15 protein-coding genes and 1 tRNA gene are annotated in these 20351 nt (G+C 74.5%); 6 read left to right on the top strand and 10 right to left on the bottom strand.

Features of this window, described 5'->3' with window-relative positions; all coding sequences use genetic code 11:
- Positions 1-59: 59 nt before the first annotated feature.
- A complete protein-coding gene (locus tag AB0L89_RS27645; protein WP_365146571.1) occupies positions 60-3731 on the bottom strand; it encodes a BTAD domain-containing putative transcriptional regulator in 3672 nt (1223 codons plus the stop codon).
- Between the two features lie 121 nt (positions 3732-3852).
- Here AB0L89_RS27645 and AB0L89_RS27640 point away from each other — a divergent pair, with 121 nt between their 5' ends.
- Positions 3853-4758, top strand: coding sequence for an alpha/beta hydrolase (locus AB0L89_RS27640; protein WP_365146259.1), 906 nt, complete (start codon positions 3853-3855; stop codon positions 4756-4758).
- Positions 4759-4892: 134 nt separating this feature from the next.
- Here AB0L89_RS27640 and AB0L89_RS27635 read toward each other — a convergent pair whose 3' ends face one another.
- Complete coding sequence (locus AB0L89_RS27635; RefSeq protein ID WP_365146256.1) at positions 4893-6251, bottom strand: PLP-dependent aminotransferase family protein; 1359 nt, start codon at positions 6249-6251, stop codon at positions 4893-4895.
- Positions 6252-6351: 100 nt separating this feature from the next.
- Here AB0L89_RS27635 and AB0L89_RS27630 point away from each other — a divergent pair, with 100 nt between their 5' ends.
- The 3 genes from AB0L89_RS27630 to AB0L89_RS27620 all read left to right on the top strand — a co-directional run bounded on the left by AB0L89_RS27630 (position 6352) and on the right by AB0L89_RS27620 (position 9338).
- Complete coding sequence (locus AB0L89_RS27630; RefSeq protein WP_365146253.1) at positions 6352-7137, top strand: alpha/beta fold hydrolase; 786 nt, start codon at positions 6352-6354, stop codon at positions 7135-7137.
- Between the two features lie 129 nt (positions 7138-7266).
- Positions 7267-8730 carry a histidine kinase gene (locus tag AB0L89_RS27625; protein WP_365146250.1) on the top strand — a complete coding sequence of 488 codons (1464 nt, stop codon included), beginning with the start codon at positions 7267-7269 and terminating at the stop codon, positions 8728-8730.
- Positions 8694-9338 (top strand): response regulator transcription factor, encoded by a 645-nt coding sequence (locus tag AB0L89_RS27620; RefSeq protein WP_365146247.1) that lies wholly within the window; start codon positions 8694-8696, stop codon positions 9336-9338. Before AB0L89_RS27625 ends, AB0L89_RS27620 begins: the two co-directional genes overlap by 37 nt.
- 111 nt (positions 9339-9449) lie before the next feature.
- Here AB0L89_RS27620 and AB0L89_RS27615 read toward each other — a convergent pair whose 3' ends face one another.
- Both AB0L89_RS27615 and AB0L89_RS27610 read right to left on the bottom strand, forming a co-directional pair.
- On the bottom strand, positions 9450-10331 hold the full coding sequence (locus AB0L89_RS27615; protein ID WP_365146244.1) for a glucose 1-dehydrogenase: 882 nt from the start codon (positions 10329-10331) through the stop codon (positions 9450-9452).
- Positions 10324-10944 (bottom strand): cupin domain-containing protein, encoded by a 621-nt coding sequence (locus AB0L89_RS27610; protein ID WP_365146241.1) that lies wholly within the window; start codon positions 10942-10944, stop codon positions 10324-10326. Before AB0L89_RS27610 ends, AB0L89_RS27615 begins: the two co-directional genes overlap by 8 nt.
- A 183-nt stretch (positions 10945-11127) precedes the next feature.
- Here AB0L89_RS27610 and AB0L89_RS27605 point away from each other — a divergent pair, with 183 nt between their 5' ends.
- Positions 11128-12411 carry a peptidoglycan-binding protein gene (locus tag AB0L89_RS27605; RefSeq protein ID WP_365146568.1) on the top strand — a complete coding sequence of 428 codons (1284 nt, stop codon included), beginning with the start codon at positions 11128-11130 and terminating at the stop codon, positions 12409-12411.
- 53 nt (positions 12412-12464) lie between these two features.
- Here AB0L89_RS27605 and AB0L89_RS27600 read toward each other — a convergent pair whose 3' ends face one another.
- From AB0L89_RS27600 to AB0L89_RS27590, 3 genes are all read right to left on the bottom strand, one after another.
- Positions 12465-13265, bottom strand: a complete 801-nt coding sequence (locus AB0L89_RS27600; RefSeq protein WP_365146238.1) for a sigma-70 family RNA polymerase sigma factor — start codon at positions 13263-13265, stop codon at positions 12465-12467.
- A 61-nt stretch (positions 13266-13326) separates the two neighbouring features.
- Positions 13327-14148 (bottom strand): response regulator transcription factor, encoded by an 822-nt coding sequence (locus AB0L89_RS27595; RefSeq protein ID WP_365146235.1) that lies wholly within the window; start codon positions 14146-14148, stop codon positions 13327-13329.
- 252 nt (positions 14149-14400) lie between these two features.
- Entirely contained in the window at positions 14401-14994 is a 594-nt protein-coding gene (locus AB0L89_RS27590; RefSeq protein ID WP_365146232.1) for a TetR/AcrR family transcriptional regulator, read from the bottom strand.
- A 193-nt stretch (positions 14995-15187) separates the two neighbouring features.
- Here AB0L89_RS27590 and AB0L89_RS27585 point away from each other — a divergent pair, with 193 nt between their 5' ends.
- Entirely contained in the window at positions 15188-16966 is a 1779-nt protein-coding gene (locus AB0L89_RS27585; RefSeq protein WP_365146229.1) for a protein kinase, read from the top strand.
- Positions 16967-17037: 71 nt separating this feature from the next.
- Here the strand turns inward: AB0L89_RS27585 and AB0L89_RS27580 are convergent.
- The 3 genes from AB0L89_RS27580 to AB0L89_RS27570 form a co-directional block, all read right to left on the bottom strand.
- Positions 17038-17111, bottom strand: a tRNA-Thr gene (locus AB0L89_RS27580).
- 118 nt (positions 17112-17229) lie between these two features.
- The gene (locus AB0L89_RS27575) at positions 17230-18900 is read right to left on the bottom strand and encodes an alpha/beta hydrolase (RefSeq protein ID WP_365146226.1); all 1671 of its coding nucleotides are present in this window, start codon (positions 18898-18900) and stop codon (positions 17230-17232) included.
- Between the two features lie 237 nt (positions 18901-19137).
- The gene (locus AB0L89_RS27570) at positions 19138-20343 is read right to left on the bottom strand and encodes a DNA polymerase III subunit delta' (protein WP_365146223.1); all 1206 of its coding nucleotides are present in this window, start codon (positions 20341-20343) and stop codon (positions 19138-19140) included.
- Between the last annotated feature and the right edge of the window lie 8 nt (positions 20344-20351).

Raw genomic sequence — 20351 nt, 5'->3', positions numbered from 1 at the left:
GTCTTTGAGGCCGGACGGCTCGGCGCGTGGCCGGTCTTTGAGGCCGGGCGGCACGCCGCTCACCGCGCCAGACGGCGCTCCAGGGCGCGGGCCCGCTCGTGATGGGCGGCGGCGACCTCCTCGCGGCCGAGCGCGGCGGCGAGGTCACCGGCGTACCGGTCGACGGGCCCGAGACTGAGCAGCCCGCTCCCGGCACCGGCCAACTGGCCGCAGGCGGGGAGGAGTTCGTCGTACAGCCGCGCCATGAGGCCCTGGTCCCCGCCGTCCGCGACGGCGGCCCTGGCCCGCAGGCAGAGGCGGGCCTCCAGGAGCAGGTCGGGCGGTGAGGCGGGCATCAGTGCGGGGCGGACGGGCCGCGCCCAGGGCGCGTACGGCCCGAAGTCCCCCTCTCCGACCCCTCCTTCGGCGGGTCCGTCGCTCCCCCGCTCCACCCGCAGGCACAGCAGGGCGAACGGCAGCAGCCCGTCCGCCAGGCCGGTCATCCCGGTGCCGGGGAGGCGTTCGGCGGCGGCGACGTAGGCCGCTCCGGCCTCCTCCGTCCGCCCGGACACGGCGAGCTTCAGCGCGGCGTACCACTCGGTGAACACTCCGACGAGGGGCAGGTCGTAGCGCTCGGCGAGCCGTTCGGCCGCGCGGGCGTGGGCGTCGGCGGCGACGAGGTCGGCGAGGGCGCAGAGCGCCTGGAGGCACATGAGGTGACCGAGGACCTCGAAGGAGACGAGCCCGCGCCGCCCGGCGAACGCGACCAGCTCCCGCCCGACGGCGAGCCGTTCGGGGGCGAGCCCGGCGCGCTGGAAGGTGTGCATGAAGCGGGCGTTGAGGGCGAGGCCGAGGAGGGCGGGCTCGTCGTCCTGGAGCCCGCGCGCGAGGGCCTCGGCCTCCTCCGCGGCCGCCCGTCCGCGCGGTGCCGCCGAGCCGCGCAGCTCCATCGCGAGGGTGCCGAGCAGCCGGCAGCGCAGGGCGGCGGAGCCGTCGGGCAGGGCGCGCAGGGCACGTTCGGCGGCGTCGACGACGCGGCGGGACAGGTCCTCGTCGTCGTTGCGGGTCCAGATGCCGGGCACGTCGAACGCGCCGACGACGCGGGCCGTCAGCGCGGGATCCCCGATGCGCTCGGCGTCGGCGAGGGCGTCGGAGCGGTACGCGCGGGCGCGGGCGAGGTCCCCGGTGACGGCGAGATTGCGGACGAGGCCCATGAGGAGGGCGAGGCGGTCGGCGGGGGCCTGCTCCGCGGTGCGCCGCTCCGCCGCCAGCGCCGCCTCCCACAGGCGGGCCGCGCGGTGCGGGGCGACGTCCCGTTCCGCGCGCAGGGCCGCGAGGCGGGCGTAGTGGACGGCTCGGCGGGCCGTCGCCCGGGTGCCCGCGCGGAGGTAGTGCCCGGCGAGGGCGGTCACGTCGTCGGGGCGCCGCGATCGAAGGGTCTCGGCGACGGCCGTGTGCCAGCGGGCGCGGCGGGCGCGCGAGGTGTCCTCGTGGAGCGTCTCGCGTACGAGGTCGTGGGCGAACCCGACCCGGTCCGCGTCGAGTTCGACCAGGAACCCGCGGCGCAGCGCGCAGTCGACGGCGTCGAGGACGGCGGCCTCGTCGCCTCCGGCGAGCGGCACGAGGAGCTCCGGCTCCACGCCCTCGCCCGCCCCCACGACGGCGGCCTGCCGCAGCACTTCCCGCACCGCCTCCGGCAGTCCCGCGAGCCGTTGCCGGATGACGTCGCGCACGCCGGCCGGGACCCGGGAGAGCGCCGCCTCGCCCTCATCGTCGTGGAGCCGCGCCAACTCCCGTACGAAGAAGGGGTTTCCGCCGCTGCGGGCGTGGATGGCGCGGGCGGTCGCGTCGTCCGCGCCGCGCCGGCCCACGGCGCGCACGAGCGCCGCGACGGACTCCTCCGTGAGGCCGTCCAGGACCACGCGCACGGGCTCGGCGCGGGCCGCCCGCCCGAGGAACTCCGTGAGCCGGGGCGGTACTTCGGTACGCCGGTACGTCCCGACCACCAGCACGGCCGCGTCGGCCCCGTCGGGCCCACGGTCCCCGACCAGCACCCCCAGCGCCTCCAGCGTCTCCTCGTCGGCCCACTGGAGGTCGTCGAGGACGACGAGCAGCGGGCGGGAACGGCGGGACAGCCGGGAGAGCCGTCCGACGAGCTCCTGATACCGCAGAAACCGCCCGGCGAGGGATTCGCCCCCTTGCCCGGCATCCCCGCCGGTGGCGACGTCACCGCCGCGTCCGGCACCCCCGGACGTCACGCCACCTCCACCACCGCCGGAAGCGGTGCCACCTCCAACGCCACCGGAAACGAGGCCTCCACCGCCGTATCCGCCACCGCCGCAAGTCACTCCACTGCCGTATCCGGCACCACCGGCAACGACACCTCCGTCACCGCCAGAAGCCACGCCACGGCTGCCACCGCCGGGGGCCCCGCCCCCGCCACCACCGCCGGGGGCGGCACCTGCGCCACCGCCGCCCGAGGCGACGGCTCCAGAGACGACGCCACCGCCGTATCGAGCACCCCCGGAAACGGCACCACCGCGACCCACGCCCCCGCCAGGTGTGACGCCACTGCCGCCTCCACCGCCAGAAGCCACGCCACCACCGCGTCCGGCAGCACCGGAAGCCACACCACGATCACCATCGCCACCACCGGAAACGACACCACCGCCACCACCCCCTTCCCCTTCCCCCTCCCCCTCCAACTCGGCCAACACCCGCCCCCACGGCCACCCGGCCGGCACCCCCACTCCCTCCGGGCAACGGCCCCACCCCACGCGCCAGCCCGCGTTCCCGAGTCCCTCCGCAAGCCGCTCGGCCAGGGCCGTCTTGCCCGCGCCCGCGTCGCCGGACACCAGCACGAGACCGCACCGCCGCCCCGCGGCGACCGCGCGGGCCGCCTCCTCCAGCGCGGCCAGCTCCCGCTCGCGCCCCACGAAATCCACGGCCACGGGCACGGACGGAGCCGCCGCCTTCCTGGCGGGAGTGAGCCCGGGGTCCTGCGCAAGTACCCTCGCCTCGACCTCCCGGAGCCCCGCCCCGGGATCCACCCCCAGCTCCTCGACCAGCACCCGCCGGGCCTTCCGCAGCGCCTCCAGCGCGTCGCCCTGCCGTCCCTCCCGGTACAGCGCGAGCGCGAGCAGCCGCCACGCCTCCTCCCGCCAGGGGTGCTCCGCGACCTGCGCCTCCAGGTCGAGCACCACGTCCGCGGCACGGCCCAGCGCCAGCGCCCCCGCCGCCCGCCGCTCCACCGCGAGCGCCCGCAGCCCGTCGAGCCGCGCGGCCTCCGCCCGCGCCCAGCACGCACCGGCCCACTCCGCGTACGCGGGCCCGCGCCACAGCGCCGCCGCCTCGTCGAGCCGCGCCACCGCCGCCCCGGGCCGCCCGGCGTCGAGCAGTTCCCCCGAGGCCCGTACCGCCGCCTCGAACCGCCACGCGTCCACCGCGTCCGGCGCCGCGCGCAGGGCGTAGCCGGGCCCGGCCGTCACCAGGAGGCGGGCGGGGGCCCGCGGCGGCCGGTCCGGTTCGACGGCGCGGCGCAGGTCGGAGACGAACGTCCTGATCGTGCCGACGGCCCGCGCGGGCGGGTCCTCCCAGAGGTCGTCGACCAGCAGCTCCAGCGGGACGACGCGGCCGCGCGCGACCAGCAGGCGGGCGAGCACGGCCCGGTGCATGGGCCCCTTGAGGGCGAGCGGCAGCCCGTCGGGCCCGTGGGCGCCCAGCTCCCCGAGCACGGTGAAGCCCACCGTCACCGGCCCCGGGCGGGCCGAGCCCTCTGCTTCCTGCGCTGGCACATCGCCAACGTACCTGCTCAGAGCGGTGCGCTCAGTCGCCGCTGATCCGCTGCTGATCCACGCGGCGCAGGCTCGACGCATGAACGAGAACCCCCGCGAACCCCGCGTCGAAGGCTTCACCCGGCACCGGATCGAGGTGGCGGAGGGCGTCGCCCTCACCGCCGCGGTCGCCGGCACCGGCTCCCCCGTGGTCCTCCTCCACGGCTTCCCCCAGACCCACCTCATGTGGCGCCACGTCGCCGCCGACCTGGCCGCCGACCACACGGTCATCTGTCCCGACCTGCGCGGCTACGGCGCCAGCGACAAGCCCGCCGCCACCGGCGAGGACACGTACTCCAAGCGGACCATGGCCGCCGACGTCGTCGCGCTCGCCCGCGCGCTCGGGCACGACCGTTTCGCGCTCGCGGGCCACGACCGGGGCGCCCTGGTGGCGATCAGGGCGGCCCTCGACCACCCGGAGGCGGTCACCCACCTCGCCTCGCTCGACGTCCTGCCGACGCTCGACATGTGGGAGGTCATGCGCGGCACCTCCGCGGCGGTCGGTTTCCACCTGTATCTGATGGCGCAGCCGCCCGGCCTGCCCGAGCGGATGATCGCGGGCGCGGCGGACGAGTTCTTCGGGTACTTCCTCGACCTGTGGACCCGCGACCCCGCGGCGATCCCCGCGGACGTCCGGGCGGCCTACCTCAGGGCGTCGCGCGAGGCGGTCCCCTCGATCGTCGCGGACTACCGCGCCTCGGCGACCGTCGACGTCGAGCACGACACGGCCGACCGCCTCGCGGGCCGCACCCTGCGCATGCCGGTCACCGTGCTCCAGCAGGACTGGGGCGCCGCGCTCGGCTTCGACGCCGCCGCGCTCTGGCAGACGTGGGCCCCGGACCTGGAGCACCGCACGGTGTCGTGCGGCCACTTCATGGCGGAGGAGTCGCCGGGCGAGGTCACGGCGGCGATCAGGTCGCTGCTGACCCGCCCCCGCCGCCCCTGACGCCCGCTTCCGCGCAGGAGGGTTCTGCTCACGCGACGAGAGGGCTCTCCTCGCACCGTACGAGGGGGCTCCTCGCATCGCACGAGGGGACTCCTCGAACCGTACGAGGGCTCTAACCGCGCCGCACGAGGGCCCTACCCGCGTACGACGATCCCCGCGAGCGTCCCCAACGCCTCGTCCAGCACCTCCGGCGGGGGCGACGCGAGCCCGATCCGTACCGCGTCCGGCGCGCGGTGGTCGCCCACCGCGAAGGCCGAGCCCGGCGTGACGGCGATGCCGCGCGCGGCCGCCGCCGCGACGAAGGTGTCGGCGCGCCACGGCGAGGGCAGCTCCCACCAGCAGTAATAGGCGCGGGGATCGGTACGGAAGCGCCCCTTGACGCCCGCGTCGAGCAGCCGCTCGCGCACGATCCGGTGGCGCGCGGCCGCGTCGGCGCGCTTGGCCCCGGCCAGCGCCGCCACGGTCCCGTCACCGGCCCACCGCACAGCCGCCTCCAGGTTGAACGCCGCCGCCGTCCACGCCCCCGAGCGCAGCGCGCGCTCCAGGGCGTCGAGGTGGCCGGGCGGGGCCGCAAGCATGCCGATGGTGAGGCCGGGGGCGAGCCGCTTGGAGAGGCTGTCGACGAAGACGACGCGTTCGGGCACCCGCGCGGCGAGCGGCGCGGGCGCGTCCTCGGCGAGGAACCCCCAGGTGCCGTCCTCCACGACGGACAGCTCCAACTCCCCAATGACAGAAGCTAGTTGCTGCCGCCGCTCCTCTCCCGCCGTCACCGAAAGCGGATTCTGGAGGGTGGGCTGGACGTAGACGGCGGCGAGGGAGGCGGCGCGGTGGGCGGCGGCGAGCGCGTCGGGCCGCATGCCCTGCTCGTCCACGGCGACGGGCACGAGCCGCAGGCCGAGCTGCCCGGCGATGGCCTTGACCAGGGGGTACGTCACCTCCTCGACGCCGACGCGCGTGCCGGGCCGAGCAAGCGAGGAGAGCGCGGCGGCGATGGCCTGCCGGCTGTTCCCGGCGAAGAGCACCCGCTCCGGTTCGGGCCGCCAGCCGCTCCGGGCGAGCACGCCGGCGGCGGCCTCGCGCGCCCGCGGGGTACCGGCGGGCGCGGCGGTGCGGGTCGCCTCCAGCAGCACGTCGGGCCGCAGGAGCGGCGCGAGGGAGCGTCCCAGGAGTTCGGACTGCCCTGCCACGACCGGGTAGTTGAGCTCAAGATTGACGGCGGCGGGCGCGGGTGGACCGGCCGGTCCCTCGGTCAGGGCGGCACCGCCGGGGTGCGGTTCCGCGGCCCGCACGAAGGTGCCGCGCCCCACCTCGCCGACCACCAGACCGCGCCGCACCAGCTCCCCGTACACGCGGATGGCGGTGGAGTTGGCGATGCGTCTGCGGCGGGCGAAGAGGCGCTGGGGCGGCAACTGCTGCCCGGGGCGCAGGACTCCGTCCTCGATCTCCCGGGCCACCTCGTCGGCGACCCGCCGGTAGTCCTCCCGCCGGACCATCGCACCCCACCCCCACGACCGCGCGCGACCCCGCACGCACATTGCACCGAGAGCAAAGATCCTATTGCACCGCCGACAACGCCGCGCCTAGCCTCCCCTCATGGCAACCGCGCAGCTCAACGGCATCACGATCGGCTACGACGACGAGGGCGACGCCGACGCTCCCGCCCTCGTCCTCCTGCACGGCCACCCCTTCGACCGCTCCATGTGGGCGCCCCAGCGCACCGCGTTCTCCACGACGCACCGCGTCATCACCCCGGACCTGCGCGGCTACGGCGCGACGACCGTCGTCCCCGGCACCACCGCGTTCGCCACGTTCGCCGAGGACGTCGCGGCGCTCCTGGACCATCTGGGCGTGGGGACGTGCGCGCTCGGCGGGCTCTCCATGGGCGGCCAGCTCGTGATGGAGTGCCACCGCCTCTTCCCCGAGCGCCTCACGGGCCTGCTCCTCGCGGACACCTTCCCCACGGCCGAGACCCCGCAGGGCAAGGCGTTCCGCAACGCGCTGGCGGACCGGCTCCTCGCCGAGGGCATGCGGGGGTACGCGGACGAGGTCCGGGACAAGATGGTGGCCCCGTACAACACGGAGGCGTCCGCGCACGTCCACCGGATGATGCTGGCCGCCCCGCCCGAGGGGGCCGCGGCGGCCCTGCGCGGCCGGGCCGAACGCCCCGACTACCAGGAGCTGTTGACCCGGGTCACCGTCCCGTCGCTGGTCGTCGTGGGCCGCGAGGACACGTACACCCCGGTCGCCGACGCCGAGGCCATGCACGCCGCGCTCCCCGACTCCGCCCTGCACGTCGTGGAGTCGGCGGCCCACCTGCCGAACCTGGAGCGCCCCGACGACTTCGACGCGGCGGTCCGCGCGTGGCTGTCCCGCCTCTGAGGCGCCGCCCCTCCCCCGAGGCGCCCCGCTCCAAGAGGGGAGTTTTCACCACCGACTTCCGGCCCCGTGCCGCTCGATAATGAATCCGCGGACCGCATGAAACCGCCGTTCACATGCGAGGGGGAGTCCATGGACAGCACAGGCCACGCGTCGGACAGCACAGGCCACGCGTCGGGCCGGGCAGGCCACGCGTCGGGCCGGGCACGTGACAGCAGGACGGGTGTCAGCGCGTTCAAACGGTCCCTTCTCCTGTGGAGGCTGTCCTTCAGGGCGTGCTGGGTCTCGCTGTGGATCGGGCACGTCCAGCTCCTCGGCGGGAGCCGGGCGACGGCGCGGCTGCTCCCCGCCCCCATGCGGCGGCTGCGCCGGCTCGCCGACCGGCAGCGCGCGCTGGCCGAGCAGTGGTCGGGCCGCGCCTTCCCTGCGCCGTACCCCCGCGAACTGCCCGCCGGGCGTACGGGGGACGGCGCCGCCACCGGGCGTACGGGGGACGCCGCCACCACCGGGCGTACCGGGGAACGCACGAGTGACCCCGTCACCGCCGGACTCGCCCTGCGGGCCCGGCTCGCGGGCCGCGAGGGCCAGGTGTGGCGCGACCGGCGCTGGGCCGGGCTCGAACCGTGGGTCGGCGGGCCCCTCGCCTTCGGTCCCCTCGCCCTGGTCCTGAGCGGGGTGTGGGGGCTGGTCACGGCGGCGTTCGGGGCGCGGCTCTCCGAGGAGTGGGGCAACATCTGGTATCTCTTCGTGCCGGTCCAGGACTGGCCCACCGCCGTCCTCGCCGGTGTGCTCGGCGCCCTTCAGTTCCCCCTCGCGGTCCACTGGGCCGCGCCCCGCGCCGTCCGGCTGCACGAGCACTGGCTGCGCGCGATGCTCGCCCCGAGCGAGGGCGAACTGCGCGCGGAGATGGCCGAGATGGCGGACCGCATCGACCATCTGACCACCACCCGGTCCGCCGCCGTCGACACGCGGATGGCGGAGATCCGCCGCATCGAGCGCGACCTGCACGACGGCGCGCAGGTCCGGCTCGTGGCGATGGGCATGACCCTGGACGCCGCCGAGCACCTCCTCGAATCCGACCCGGCGGCCGTCCGCGCCCTGCTGGCCGAGGCCCGCGAGAACTCCGCCAAGGCCCTCCAGGAGCTGCGCGACCTGGTCCGCGGCATCCATCCGCCGATCCTCGCGGACCGCGGACTCGCCGACGCCGTACGGTCGTTGGCGCTGATCAGCCCGTTGCGGACGGAGGTCGACGCCCAGCTGCCCGTGCGCCCCGAACCGCCGGTCGAGTCGGCCGCGTACTTCGCGGTCTCGGAGATCCTGGCCAACGCGGCCAAGCACTCCGGCGCGGAGCGGGCCTGGATCGACGTCCGGCACGAGGGCGACGGGCCGGGGGACGCCGGCACCCTGCGCGTCACCGTGACCGACGACGGCCACGGCGGCGCCGACCCGGCCCGCGGCGGCGGCCTGCGCGGCATCGAGGAGCGCCTGGCGACCTTCGACGGCGTCCTCGCCGTGAGCAGCCCGCCCGGCGGGCCGACCATCGTGACGCTGGAGGTGCCGTGCGCGTTGTCCTCGCCGAAGACCACTTCCTGCTGAGGGACGGCATCAGCCGTCTCCTCACCGCCTTCGGGCACGAGGTCGTGGCGGCCGTCGACAACGGCCCCGAGCTGCTCGCCGCGCTCACGGACCTGCGGCCGGACGTCGCGATCGTCGACGTCCGGCTCCCGCCGGGCTTCAGCGACGAGGGGCTGCGCGCCGCGCTGACGGCCCGCGAGCGGGTGCCGGGCCTGCCGGTACTGCTGCTCTCGCAGTACGTGGAGCCCCTGTACGCCCACGAGTTGCTGGCGAACGGTTCCACGGGCGTCGGCTACGTCCTGAAGGACCGGGTCTCCAACGGCGCCCGGTTCGTCTCCACGATCGAGCGCGTCGCGGCGGGCGGCACCGCGATGGACCCCGAGGTGGTCGCCCAGCTGATGGTCCGCAAGGACCGCGACACGGCCATGGCGACGCTCACCGCGCGCGAGCGCGAGGTCCTGGAGTGCCTGGCGCAGGGGCGCTCCAACGCGGGCATCGCGGAAGCCCTGTTCATCACGGAGAAGGCCGTCGCCAAGCACATCGGCAACATCTTCCCCAAGCTGGGGCTGCCGCCCTCGGACACGGACAACCGGCGCGTGCTCGCGGTCCTCGCGTATCTGGACCGCTGAGGCCCTGGCCCACGCCCGGTCCACCCGGTGGGGTCGCGTCCGCCCGGTGGGCCGCGGCCGCCCGGTGGGCCTGGTCTACCGGGTGGGCCTGGTCTACCAAGCGGGCCTCGTCTACCAGGTGGGCCGTGCGCCCACCCCGCCGTCCACCACGAGGTCCGTCCCGGTGATCCAGGACGCCGCGTCCGAGGCGAGGAACACGCAGGCGCTGCCGATGTCCTCGGGCCTCCCGAGCCGTCCGAGGGGCGCCGCCGCGCCCCAGCGCGCCACGCCCTCGGGCCAGTCACCGGCGAGGCCCGGCCGGTCGATCAGGCCGGGCGAGACGCTGTTGACGCGGATGCCGCGCGGCCCGTACTCCAGGGCGGCCGAGCGGGCGAACATGATGAGGGCGGCCTTGGACGCGCTGTAGTGCGCGTGGCCGGGGGCGGGGTGCGATCCCTCGATGGACGCGATGTGCGTGACCGTGCCGCCGCCGTCCTGTTCCGCCATGAGCCCGGCGGCGGCCTGCGTGCAGCAGAACGCACTCGTCACGTTCGCCTCCGCCAGCCGCCGCCAGTCCTCCGCGGTCATCCCTGCGAGCGCCTGCACCGGCTGGATCCCCGCGTTGTTGACCAGCGCGTCCAGGCGCCCCCGCCAGGCGTACGCCTCCTCGACGAGGCGGTGGCACTCGTCCTCCCGCGTCAGGTCAGCCGGTACGGCGACGGCGTCACCGCCCGCCGCCGTGATCCGCCCGACCAGCTCACGGGCCCGCTCCTCGCCCCGCCGGTAGTGGACGACGACCGCCGCCCCGGCCTGCGCGAACCGCAGGGCGACACCGGCCCCGATGCCGCCGCTCGCCCCGGTGACCAGGGCGACGCGACCGGGCAGTCCGGGCAGGGACGCGTCCCGCGGCAATCCCGGCCCTGTCGCAGCCCTGCCGCCCGTCGCCGCATCGCCGTCCTTCGTCGCCCCGCCGCCCCTCGTCACCCCGCCGCCCGTCGTCGCCCCGTCACTCATAGAGCCCGTCCTCTTCCGTCATCGTCAGCGGCTCCCCGGCCCGGCACAGCTCCCGGATGAGCCCCGCGCGCCCCGGATACCGCGCGCTCAGCGCCTCCGGATCCCCGCCCTCGTAATCCTCGGGCAGGAACCCCGGCGCCATGGTCGTCCCGAACAGCGCCCACCCGTACCGCCCGCCGGCCACGGCCCGCGCCCCCATCCACGTCCCGGCGGGCACCACCAGCTGCACCTGTCCGCCGGGGCCCAGGACGGCCGTGCGGTCCGAGCCTTCGGGGGCGAGGAGCAGCAGTTCCAGCGGGTCGCCCTCGTAGAAGTGCCAGACCTCGTCGACGGGCAGCCGGTGCAGGGCGGAGAAGTCGCCGGGCGCGGTGGTCAGGAGCACGACGATCGCCGTCCCTGCGGGGCGCCCGGCCGCGTCCGGGGGTCCGGCCCAGGTCCGCCGGAACAGTCCGCCCTCCACCGGCAGCGGCCGCAGCCCGTGCCGCGCGGCGATCTCCTCGGCGGTCGCGAAGACGTCGGCCGCACCGGTCACGCCGCTCGCACCACCCGCGCCACCCTTGCCCGCACCCGCATCCGCATCCGCATCCGCCGCCTCACCCTCTTCTTCGCCCATGGTCGATCGCTCCCCGGCCCAACCGCGTCATAACCGCCTCCCGCGCCACTCCTCTCCCATGGCACCCCTTTTCTCCCCGTTCGACCCATGGAGGGCGATGTGAGCACCCAGCTCCACGACGCACCCGTCATCACTGACGCTCCCGTCATCACTGAGGCACCCGTCATCACTGAGGCACCCGTCATCACTGAGGCACCCGTCTTCGACGACATAGCCGCCGCGCGCGACTGCCCCTGTCCCGGCTGCGCGCGGGAGCGGCTCGCCCTGCGCGCGAGCGGCGGCTCCCGGACCAGTACGCGCGCCGCCGCCGTCGTCGCGCTCGGCGCCGTCCTGACCGGCGCGGGCACCGGCGCCGCGCACGCCCTGGCGCAGCCGCCCGTCGCGACGCAGACCCCGCTGCCGCCGGGACAGGGCACGCCGGGCCCGCTGTTCGCCCAGGCGGCGGCCGCCCGCACGGCGTCGACGCCGATGCGCCTGACGCGCGCCCAGATCCTCGCCCGCGCCCAGACGTGGGTGGACGCGCGGGTCTCGTACAGCATGGGCGCGTACTACCAGGGCTACCGCAAGGACTGTTCGGGCTTCGTCTCGATGGCCTGGGGGCTCGGCGGCAACCAGTGGACCGGCAGCCTCGCCTCGTACGGCGTCCGCATCAGCAAGAACGAGCTGCGCCCCGGCGACATGCTGCTCTTCCACAACCCGGCCAACCCGGGCGCGGGGTCGCACGTGACGATCTTCGGCGGCTGGGCGGACGCGCCGAAGACCCGGTACGTGGCGTACGAGCAGACGCGCCCGCACACGCTGAAGCGGACCACTCCCTACGCGTACTGGAACCACTCGGGCGGCTATGTGCCGTACCGCTACAAGTACCTGGCGGACGGCGGCGGTTCGGGCGGGGGCACCGGCGGCGGCACCGGCGGCTCCTCGGGCACGGCCTTCCCCGGCACGTCCGCGTTCGGCCCCGGCGCCTCCGGAAGCCACGTGACGAGGCTGGGGCGGATGCTGGCCGAGCGCGGCGGCGGGCGCTTCTACGAGGTGGGCCCGGGGCCCCGCTGGTCGGACGCCGACCGCAGGGCGACGCAGGCGTTCCAGCGGGCGCAGGGCTGGCGGGGCGCCGAGGCGGACGGCATCCCGGGCCCGGCGACCTGGCGCTATCTGGTCGAGGGCAAGGGCCGGAACATCGGCGGGGGCCAGGGGACCGGCACGGGGAGCTCCGGCGGCTCCGGGCACACGTCGGCGTTCCCCGGCAGGCAGCACTTCCGGCCGGGCCAGTCCAACGCCCACGTGACCGAACTGGGGCGCCGGCTCATGAAGAAGGGCTACGGCAGGCACTACACGCAGGGCCCGGGTCCGCGCTGGTCCGAGGCCGACCGGCGCAACGTGGAGGCGTTCCAGCGGGCGCAGGGCTGGCGGGGCGGGGAGGCGGACGGCTATCCGGGCCCGGAGACGTGGCGGCGGCTCTTCCGGTGAGGTGAGGCGGAGTGCGGTGAGGTGGGGCGAGGTGGGCCGTCAGCGCGCCGCGCTCACCCCCGCCCGCCCCGCTGCGGCAACCCCGCATTCACGTCGCGCAGTTGCCGTCGCCCCTCCCGGCAGGACGCGCAGTGGCGGAGGTGGAAGGCGACGGCGGCGGTCTGGCGCCGTACCGGGCGGCCCCGGAGGGAGGCCACGACGCGGTCCATGACCTCGGCGCACTCCGCGTTCGCGGGGCGCACGTGCCGCCGCAGATAACCGGCGCGCAGCGCCTCCTTGGAGCGGTAGACGAGGGAGGAGGCGGCGGCGGGCGCGATGCCGAGCCGTTCGCCGATGTGCCCCGCGCCCCGCTCCTCGATGGCGAAGAGCCGCAGGGCGGTGCGGCGCTGCTCGGAGAGCCCGAGGAACGCCTCGCGCGCGCAGAGCGCGTCGAAGTACGCCCCGGCCCGGCAGACGTTCTCGCCCGGCCGGTCGGGCGGTTCGGCGACGAGCACCTCCCGGCCGCACCGCGAGGCGATGCGGGCGGCGGCGCGGCGTACGGAAACCCTGAGATAGCCGGCCACGTTGCCGACGGGCCCGCGCCCGCCGCGCAGGGCCTGTAAGAGGCCGAGCATCGCCTCGGACACGGCGTCCTCGGCGTCGGCCGCGCTGCCGTGCGTCCAGCGCAGGGCGAACTGCCGCGCCATCGGCACGTGCCGCTCCCACAGCGCGCGAAAGGCCCGCGCGTCCCCGGCCCGGACCCGCGCGCACAACTCGGCGTCACCGGCCTCCCCGCGGCCCCCGCCACCCCCGCCGACCCCACCACCAACGCCACTTATGGCTCCTTGGACGCCTTCAATGCCCTTGACCTGCACGGCGTCACCCTTCGGTTGTGCGGAACGCGCTGGGATTCAGCGTTCCGTGTGCCGAACGGCGTCACGCACCACCAAAGTGGACAGTACGCATCAAAGGGAGACAATCGACATCAACTTCCGCCGCTCCCCGCTCACCACCCCCGAGCCCATCACCACGCCCGTCACCGCGTCCATCACCACGCCCGTCCCCGCGCCCTTCCCTGCCTCCGCCCTCGCGCCCCTCCCCCACCGAAAGCCCCAACTCGTACGCGAGGATCGCCGCCTGCGTCCTGTTGTCGAGGCCGAGGCGCCGGAGGATCCGCGACACGTACGTCTTGACGCTGGTCAGCGAGAGATGCAGCGCCTCGGATATCTCTTTGTTGCTCATTCCCGCGCCGACCAGAGCGAGCACCTTCACCTCGCTCTCGCCGAACGACGCTACTTTCTGGGCGAGTTCCGCCACGCGCGGAATACGCGGACGCGGCGCGGGACGGGATATCAGACGCTGCATCACGGCATACGAAAGAACACTCGCGCCGGCCGCGACGGAACGCACGGACGAGACGATTTCCCGTGGCGTCGACGTCTTCAGGAGAAGCCCCGCAGCACCGGCCCGGAACGCGCCGAGCACCGCGTCCTCCGCGTCGTGGCCGGTCAGCACGAGAACCCGCGCTGAGGGCGTGGACCTGGTCAGCTGGAGCGTCGCGTCGATGCCGCCGACACCCGCCATGCGCAGGTCGAGAAGCACCACGTCGGGGACGAGTTCCCGGGCCATGCTCACCGCCTCGGCGCCGTCGGCCGCCTCGCCCACGACCATCAGGTCGTCGGCCGCGCCGAGCAAGGCGCGCAGGCCCGCGCGAATCACCGGCTGGTCATCGACGACGAGTACGCGAATGACGTTCATTCCGGCCTTGTCCGAAGCGCATGCGAGTCTGCCGACGAGCCTGTCATGCGCCGATGATAACGGGGCGTCAGCTCAACTCCGGTGCACGTCTCGGGACTTTCGACCATTACGAAAGACCCGAGAGGAACGTAAAAGTCCATGCCGGAGTGAGCACACAGGAATAGGCGAACAGAACTCACAGCCTGAGGAACGCACCATCCCCACGGCCTGAGGAACCGCACCGCCCTCACGGACCAATGCACCGCACCGTCCTCACGGGCTCAGCGACAGCCAGATCCGCTCCGGCAGGACCCGCGCCACCTCGTCGAGGTCGACGTCGTCGATGCCGGCCAGCCAGCGGCGCGCGACGGCGACGACCGGCCCCATGACCAGCGCCTCGACCACGGGCACGGGCAGCGGCGCGATGGTCCCCGCCTCGACGTGCCGCCTCACCCACTCGGCCATCGGGGAGAGCCTCGCCTCCTGGGCGTCGCGCAGCTGCCTGGCCCGGGCCATCCCGAACCGGTCGGCGTACGAGGAGTGCACGAGCCGGGCGGCGTCCGGATGCTCCCGCACGAAGTCCAGATAGACACGGACCAGGGCGCGGACGGCGCTCCGGGGACTGCGGGCGCGCGTCACGCCCGCGGCCAGCTCGCCGAGCAGCCGGTCCAGCCAGCGAAGGACGAGGGCGTTCATGAGGCCGTCGACGCTGCCGTAGTGGTGGTAGAGGCTGCCGAGACTGATGCCGCTGGTCCTGGTCAGCGCGCTGACGGTGACGCCCTGCTCACCGGATTCGGCGTACACCTGGAGCGCCGCGTCCAGAAGGCGTTCGGCGGTTTCCGCACCGCGTTGTTGCTTGGGGGTCATCGTGCCGAACAGCGTAAAGCAAGCCAGTCCTGCGCAAACTGAAACGCTTTTCTAGAAAGATCTTCCAATCCGGCGGACGGATGGTCCACACTGACCCGGTGCCGGGCCTGTACACGTCCGCGCGAGCGGAGGGGGATCGCGCGGACCGGCACAGGTCCGGCCGCCCCGGGGGAGGCCGGTGGACGGGGAGAGCGTGAACGGGGCAGGCGCGGCGGACGGGTTCGACCTGACGGGCAGCGGCGCCGAGCCGCTGCGCGCCCAGGACCCGCGGCGGATCGGGACGATCCCGCTGGTGGGCAGGCTGGGCGCCGGCGGGATGGGCCGGGTGTACCTCGGCGTCGTCGACGGGCGGTACGCCGCCGTCAAGCAGATGCTGGCCTCCGTGGTCGCCGAGGACCGCGGGTTCCTGCGCCGTTTCGGCCAGGAGATGGACAACCTCGCGCGCCTGCCGGCCGGGGCCACCGCACCGCTCCTCGCGAGCGACCGCACCGCGGAACCCCCGTGGTTCGCCACCGCGTACGTCCCCGGCATCACGCTGTCCGAGGCCGTCGAGGAGCACGGCGGCCCGCTGCCGCCCGATGCCCTGTGGCGGCTCCTGCGAGAGGTGGCCGTGGGTCTGCGGGCGGTCCACGAGCTGGACATGGTGCACCGCGACCTCAAGCCGTCGAACGTCATGCTGACCCTCGACGGCGCCACCCTCATCGACTTCGGCATCGCCCGCGCCGCCGAGCAGAGCAGGCTGACGGGGACGGGCCTGGTCGTGGGTACGCCCGCGTACATGTCCCCCGAACAGGCCTCGGGGAAGCGGGGTTTGACCAGCGCGTCCGACATCTTCGCGGCGGGCCTGCTCGTCGCGTACGCGGCGAGCGGCCGCTGGCCGTTCGCGGACGGGGCCGAGGGCAGCCCGCTCTACCGCATCGTGCACGACGAGCCGGACCTGACGCCGGTACGGGAGCGGGACCCCCGGCTGGCCGAGGTGCTCGCCGCCTGCCTGGACAAGGACCCGGAGGGCCGCCCGACGGCGCCCGAACTCACGGACCTCACCGCCGAACACGTCCCCTCCCCACCCTCGACCTGGCCGTCCCCCACCCACAAACTCCTGACCCAACGCACCACGTTCGCAACGACCCCACCCCCCACAGCCCCTGAGACCGACCCCGAGCCCAAGCCCAAGCCCTCACCCGACCCCCACCCCCAAAAGCCCCCAAAACAGACCCCCGAACGCCGCCGCACTCGCATCCTGATGGCGGCCGTCCCCGTCATCGTGGTCGCCGCGGGCACGACACTCGCGCTCCAGAACCTCCCGTACGTCACCACCCCGGACCACGCGGCGGGCTCGACGCCCTCCGTCACGACGACGGCACCGGCCGCCCCGGACAGCAGCCCCGGCACGGAGGCCTCGGCGAAGCCCAAGAAGAAGGAGAAGGACCACCCGACGGAGAAGGCGAAAGACGAACAGAGCGCCACTCCGGGAAACAAGGCGAAGGACAGAACAGAAGCAGACGGCCACTCCGGCTCGGACTCGGACACGAACCCGGACACGGGACCCACCCCCGCCTCGGACTCCACCCCCGACACCCCGGACGACAACCGCCCCGCACCCCCTCCCTCCTCCGGCACGTTCCACCTCCGGAACGCCGACAACGAGGCGTGTCTGACCCAGGTCTACGGCGCAGCGGACGACGGCAGCTGCGGCGACCCGAGCGCCTCCTGGAAGACGGTGAGCGCGGAGAACAACAGCTTCAAGGTCGTCAACAAACAGTCCGGCGCCTGCCTGGTGGCCAACATGCTCGGCCAGGCGGTCTTCGTCGGCGACTGCACCCAGGGCTCGGCCCGCCTGTGGCGCTGGGGCCCGGCCGGCACCCTGAAGAGCACGAGCAACGGCGGCTGCCTGGACCTGGCATACGGAGGCGGCATCTCAGCCACCACCTGCGCCTCCGGCAAGGCCTCACAACGATGGGGCAGGTCGTAACAGCACCCCGGAAAAGGGGCGGCCACACAAAAACCCCAGGTCAGATGAATCCTGACCTGGGGTTCCAGATGAGCCGCCTTCGGGATTCGAACCCGAGACCTACGCATTACGAGTGCGTTGCTCTGGCCATCTGAGCTAAGGCGGCGCGCCGTCCGCACCATGGTGCGGTCAGCAACGCGGCCAAGTCTACACAGTTTTTGGGGGTGCTCCGCACACCCCCCTCGGGGCGGTCCGGGAGGGGGTGCCCGGGCGCCCCGTACCGGCTATGAGCAGCGCTTTCCGTCCTCCGGGGCGGTGCCCTCCAGGAGGTAGGCGTTGATCGTGGAGTCGATGCACTCGCTGCCGCGGCCGTACGCCGTGTGGCCGTCGCCGTCGTAGGTGAGGAGGCGGCCGGAGGAGAGCTGGGAGGCCAGGGACTTCGCCCAGCGGTAGGGCGTGGCGGGGTCGCGGGTCGTGCCGACGACCACGATCGGCGCCGCGCCTTCCGCCTTGATGCGGTGCGGCTCACCCGTGGCCTTCACCGGCCAGTACGCGCAGTTCAGCGACGACCAGGCCAGCCCCTCGCCGAAGACCGGGGAGGCCTTCTCGAAGTCGGGCAGGGCGTTGCGGACGCCGTCGGGGGAGGTGAAGGCCGGCGGCAGGTCCAGGCAGTTCACGGCGGCGTTGGCGAACATGAGGTTCCCGTACGTCCCGTCGCCGTCCCGTTCGTAGTAGCTGTCGGAGAGGGCGAGCAGGCCCGCGCCCTCCTTGTTCTTGATCGCCGAGGTGAGCGCGGCACGCAGCTGGGCCCAGGCCCCCTCGTCGTACATCGCGGCGATCACCCCCGTCGTGGCCAGCGCCTCGCCGAGCTTGCGGTGGGAGGTGTCGCCGGTCGCCAGGGGCTTGGCGTCCAGGCCGCGGAAGAAGGACTTCAGGCGCTTGCCCGCGTCCTCGGGGCTGCCGGAGCCCAGCGGGCACTCCGCGCCGCGCGCCACGCAGTCCTTCGCGAAGGACTGGAACGCCGTCTCGAATCCGGCCGTCTGGTCGCGGTTCATGCGCCGCGCGGGCAGCGCCGGGTCCATGGCGCCGTCCAGGACGAGGCGGCCGACCCGCTCCGGGTAGAGCCCGGCGTACGTCGCGCCGAGGAAGGTCCCGTACGACGCCCCCACGTACGACAGCTTGTCGTCGCCGAGCGCCGCGCGCAGGACGTCCATGTCGCGGGCCGCCTCGACCGTGGACACGTGCGGCAGGACCGTCGCCGAGTGCTTCTGGCAGCCGGCCGCGAACCGCTGGTAGGACGCGCGCAGCTCCTCGGTCTCGCGCCGGTCGTCGGGAGTGACGTCGGTCTGCGTGTACGCGTCCATCTTCGCGCCGTCGAGGCAGGTCACCGGCTCGCTGCGGGCCACGCCGCGGGGGTCGACGGCGACCATGTCGTAGCGGGCGCGGACCTCCGCGGGGTAACCGAGGGCCGCGTACGACTGGAGGTAGCCGATCGCCGAGCCGCCGGGGCCGCCGGGGTTGACCAGGAGGGAGCCGAGGCGACCGCCTCCGCTCTTTCCGGCGTCCCTCGTCCCCGCGTCCGCCCTCCCGGCCCCCTTTCCCGCCCCCTTGCCGTCCGCCTTGTCCGTCTCCCCCGTCGCCCTCTTCCTGGCCACCGCCAGCTTGATGTCGCCCGCGCCGGGCTTCTTGTAGTCGAGCGGGACCTTCATGGAGGCGCACTGGAATCCGGGGACACCGCAGTCGTGCCAGCTCAGCTTCTGCGCGTAGTACGGGGCGAGCTCGGGCGGCGTCGAGTGGGGCAGCGCCACCAGCTGGGCGCCCGCCGCCGAACTTCCCGACGAGCAGCCCGAGATGAGCAGCCCCGCGGTCACCAGCAGCGCGCCGCCGGTCCGGAGGGAGAGGAGAGGGCTGCGACGGCTCTGACGGCTGCTGCGGCCGCGACGGCTGATGTCCATCAGGCGAGCGTAACTCTCCGAAGTGGATCGTTCACTCGCTGCACTCGTACGGGTGATGGTGTCACGCGGACGTGGTTCGCGAGTTCGCGGGTTTGCCGGTTCACGAGTTCGCGGGTTCACGAGTTCGCGAGTTCGCCGGTTCGCCGGTTCGCCGGTTCGCCGGTTCGCGGGAGGTTCCCTTCCGCCGCGCCGGGCGCGCCGATCGCCACGGTCACCGGGTGCCCCCGTGCACCTCACTCACCCCGCCCGCAGCGCCACCGTCATCGCCTCGACCGCCAGCAGCGGCGCCACATTCCGGTCCAGCGCGGTACGGCAGGCCCCGATCGCCTCGATGCGGCGCAGCGTCGACTCCGGCGAGGTGCCGAGGGCCAGGCGCTGGAGCATGTCCTGCACCTCGGTGTTGGCGATGGCCACCCGCGAACCCAATTGGAGGGCCAGGACGTCCCGGTAGAGACCGGTCAGGTCGGTGAGCGCGAGGTCGAGGCTGTCGCGCTGCGTACGCGTCCTGCGGCGCTTCTGCCGGTCCTCCAGCTCCTTCATCACGCCCGCCGTGCCGCGCGGCATCCGGCCGCCCTGCCCCGCGCCGAGCGCCGCCTTGAGCTCCTCGGTCTCCTTGACGTCGACCTCCTCGGCGACCTGCTTGGCGTCCTCGCCCGCCGTGTCGATCAGCTCCTGCGCGGCCTTCAGGCAGCCGCCGATCTCCTCCACCCGCAGCGGCAGCTTCAGGACGGCGGCCCTGCGCTCCCGCGCGCGCGGGTCGGTGGCCAGGCGCCGGGCGCGCTCGATGTGGCCCTGCGTGGCCCGCGCCGCCGCCGCCGCGACGTCCGGCTCGATGCCGTCCCTGCGGACGAGCACGTCGGCGACGGCGTCCACCGGAGGCGTACGCAGCGTCAGGTGCCGGCAGCGCGAACGGATGGTCGGCAGCACGTCCTCCAGGGAGGGCGCGCAGAGCAGCCACACGGTGCGGGGCGCGGGCTCCTCAACGGCCTTCAGCAGGACGTTCCCCGCGCCTTCGGTGAGGCGGTCGGCGTCTTCGAGGACGATGACCTGCCACCGGCCGCCCGCGGGCGAGAGCTGGGCCCGCCGCACGAGGTCGCGGGTCTCCTTCACGCCGATGGACAGCAGGTCCGTACGCACCACTTCCACGTCCGCGTGCGTACCGACCAGGCTGGTGTGGCAGCCGTCGCAGAAGCCGCAGCCGGGGGCGCCGCCGAGCGCGCGGTCGGGGCTGACGCACTGCAGGGCGGCGGCGAAGGCCCGCGCGGCGGTCGCCCGGCCGGAACCGGGCGGTCCGGTGAACAGCCAGGCGTGCGTCATCTTGGACGACTCCGGAGGCGGGGCGTCCGCGGCGGCCGCCGTCACGAGCGCGTCGGCGTCCCGGGCGGCGGCGCCCAGCTGCCCGCTCACCCGCTCCTGCCCCACCAGGTCGTCCCACACGCTCATGGGGTCAC

The sequence above is a fragment of the Streptomyces sp. NPDC052114 genome (genome assembly GCF_040680155.1).
In the GTDB taxonomy this organism is placed as follows: Bacteria; Actinomycetota; Actinomycetes; order Streptomycetales; family Streptomycetaceae; genus Streptomyces.
Note: the sequence above shows the minus strand (reverse complement) of the source record. Positions and strands in the feature narration are given on the sequence as shown.

Bases quoted from the DNA above. Each gene is read 5' to 3' on its own strand.
- AB0L89_RS27570 (WP_365146223.1), bottom strand. From the start codon at position 20,343: ATGAGCGTGTGGGACGACCTGGTGGGGCAGGAGCGGGTGAGCGGGCAG.
- AB0L89_RS27575 (WP_365146226.1), bottom strand. From the start codon at position 18,900: ATGGACATCAGCCGTCGCGGCCGCAGCAGCCGTCAGAGCCGTCGCAGC.
- AB0L89_RS27635 (WP_365146256.1), bottom strand. From the start codon at position 6,251: ATGGTCCGGCGGGAGGACTACCGGCGGGTCGCCGACGAGGTGGCCCGG.
- AB0L89_RS27630 (WP_365146253.1), top strand. From the start codon at position 6,352: ATGGCAACCGCGCAGCTCAACGGCATCACGATCGGCTACGACGACGAG.
- AB0L89_RS27640 (WP_365146259.1), top strand. From the start codon at position 3,853: ATGAACGAGAACCCCCGCGAACCCCGCGTCGAAGGCTTCACCCGGCAC.
- AB0L89_RS27615 (WP_365146244.1), bottom strand. From the start codon at position 10,331: ATGAGTGACGGGGCGACGACGGGCGGCGGGGTGACGAGGGGCGGCGGG.
- AB0L89_RS27590 (WP_365146232.1), bottom strand. From the start codon at position 14,994: ATGACCCCCAAGCAACAACGCGGTGCGGAAACCGCCGAACGCCTTCTG.
- AB0L89_RS27610 (WP_365146241.1), bottom strand. From the start codon at position 10,944: ATGGGCGAAGAAGAGGGTGAGGCGGCGGATGCGGATGCGGATGCGGGT.
- AB0L89_RS27625 (WP_365146250.1), top strand. From the start codon at position 7,267: ATGGACAGCACAGGCCACGCGTCGGACAGCACAGGCCACGCGTCGGGC.
- AB0L89_RS27595 (WP_365146235.1), bottom strand. From the start codon at position 14,148: ATGAACGTCATTCGCGTACTCGTCGTCGATGACCAGCCGGTGATTCGC.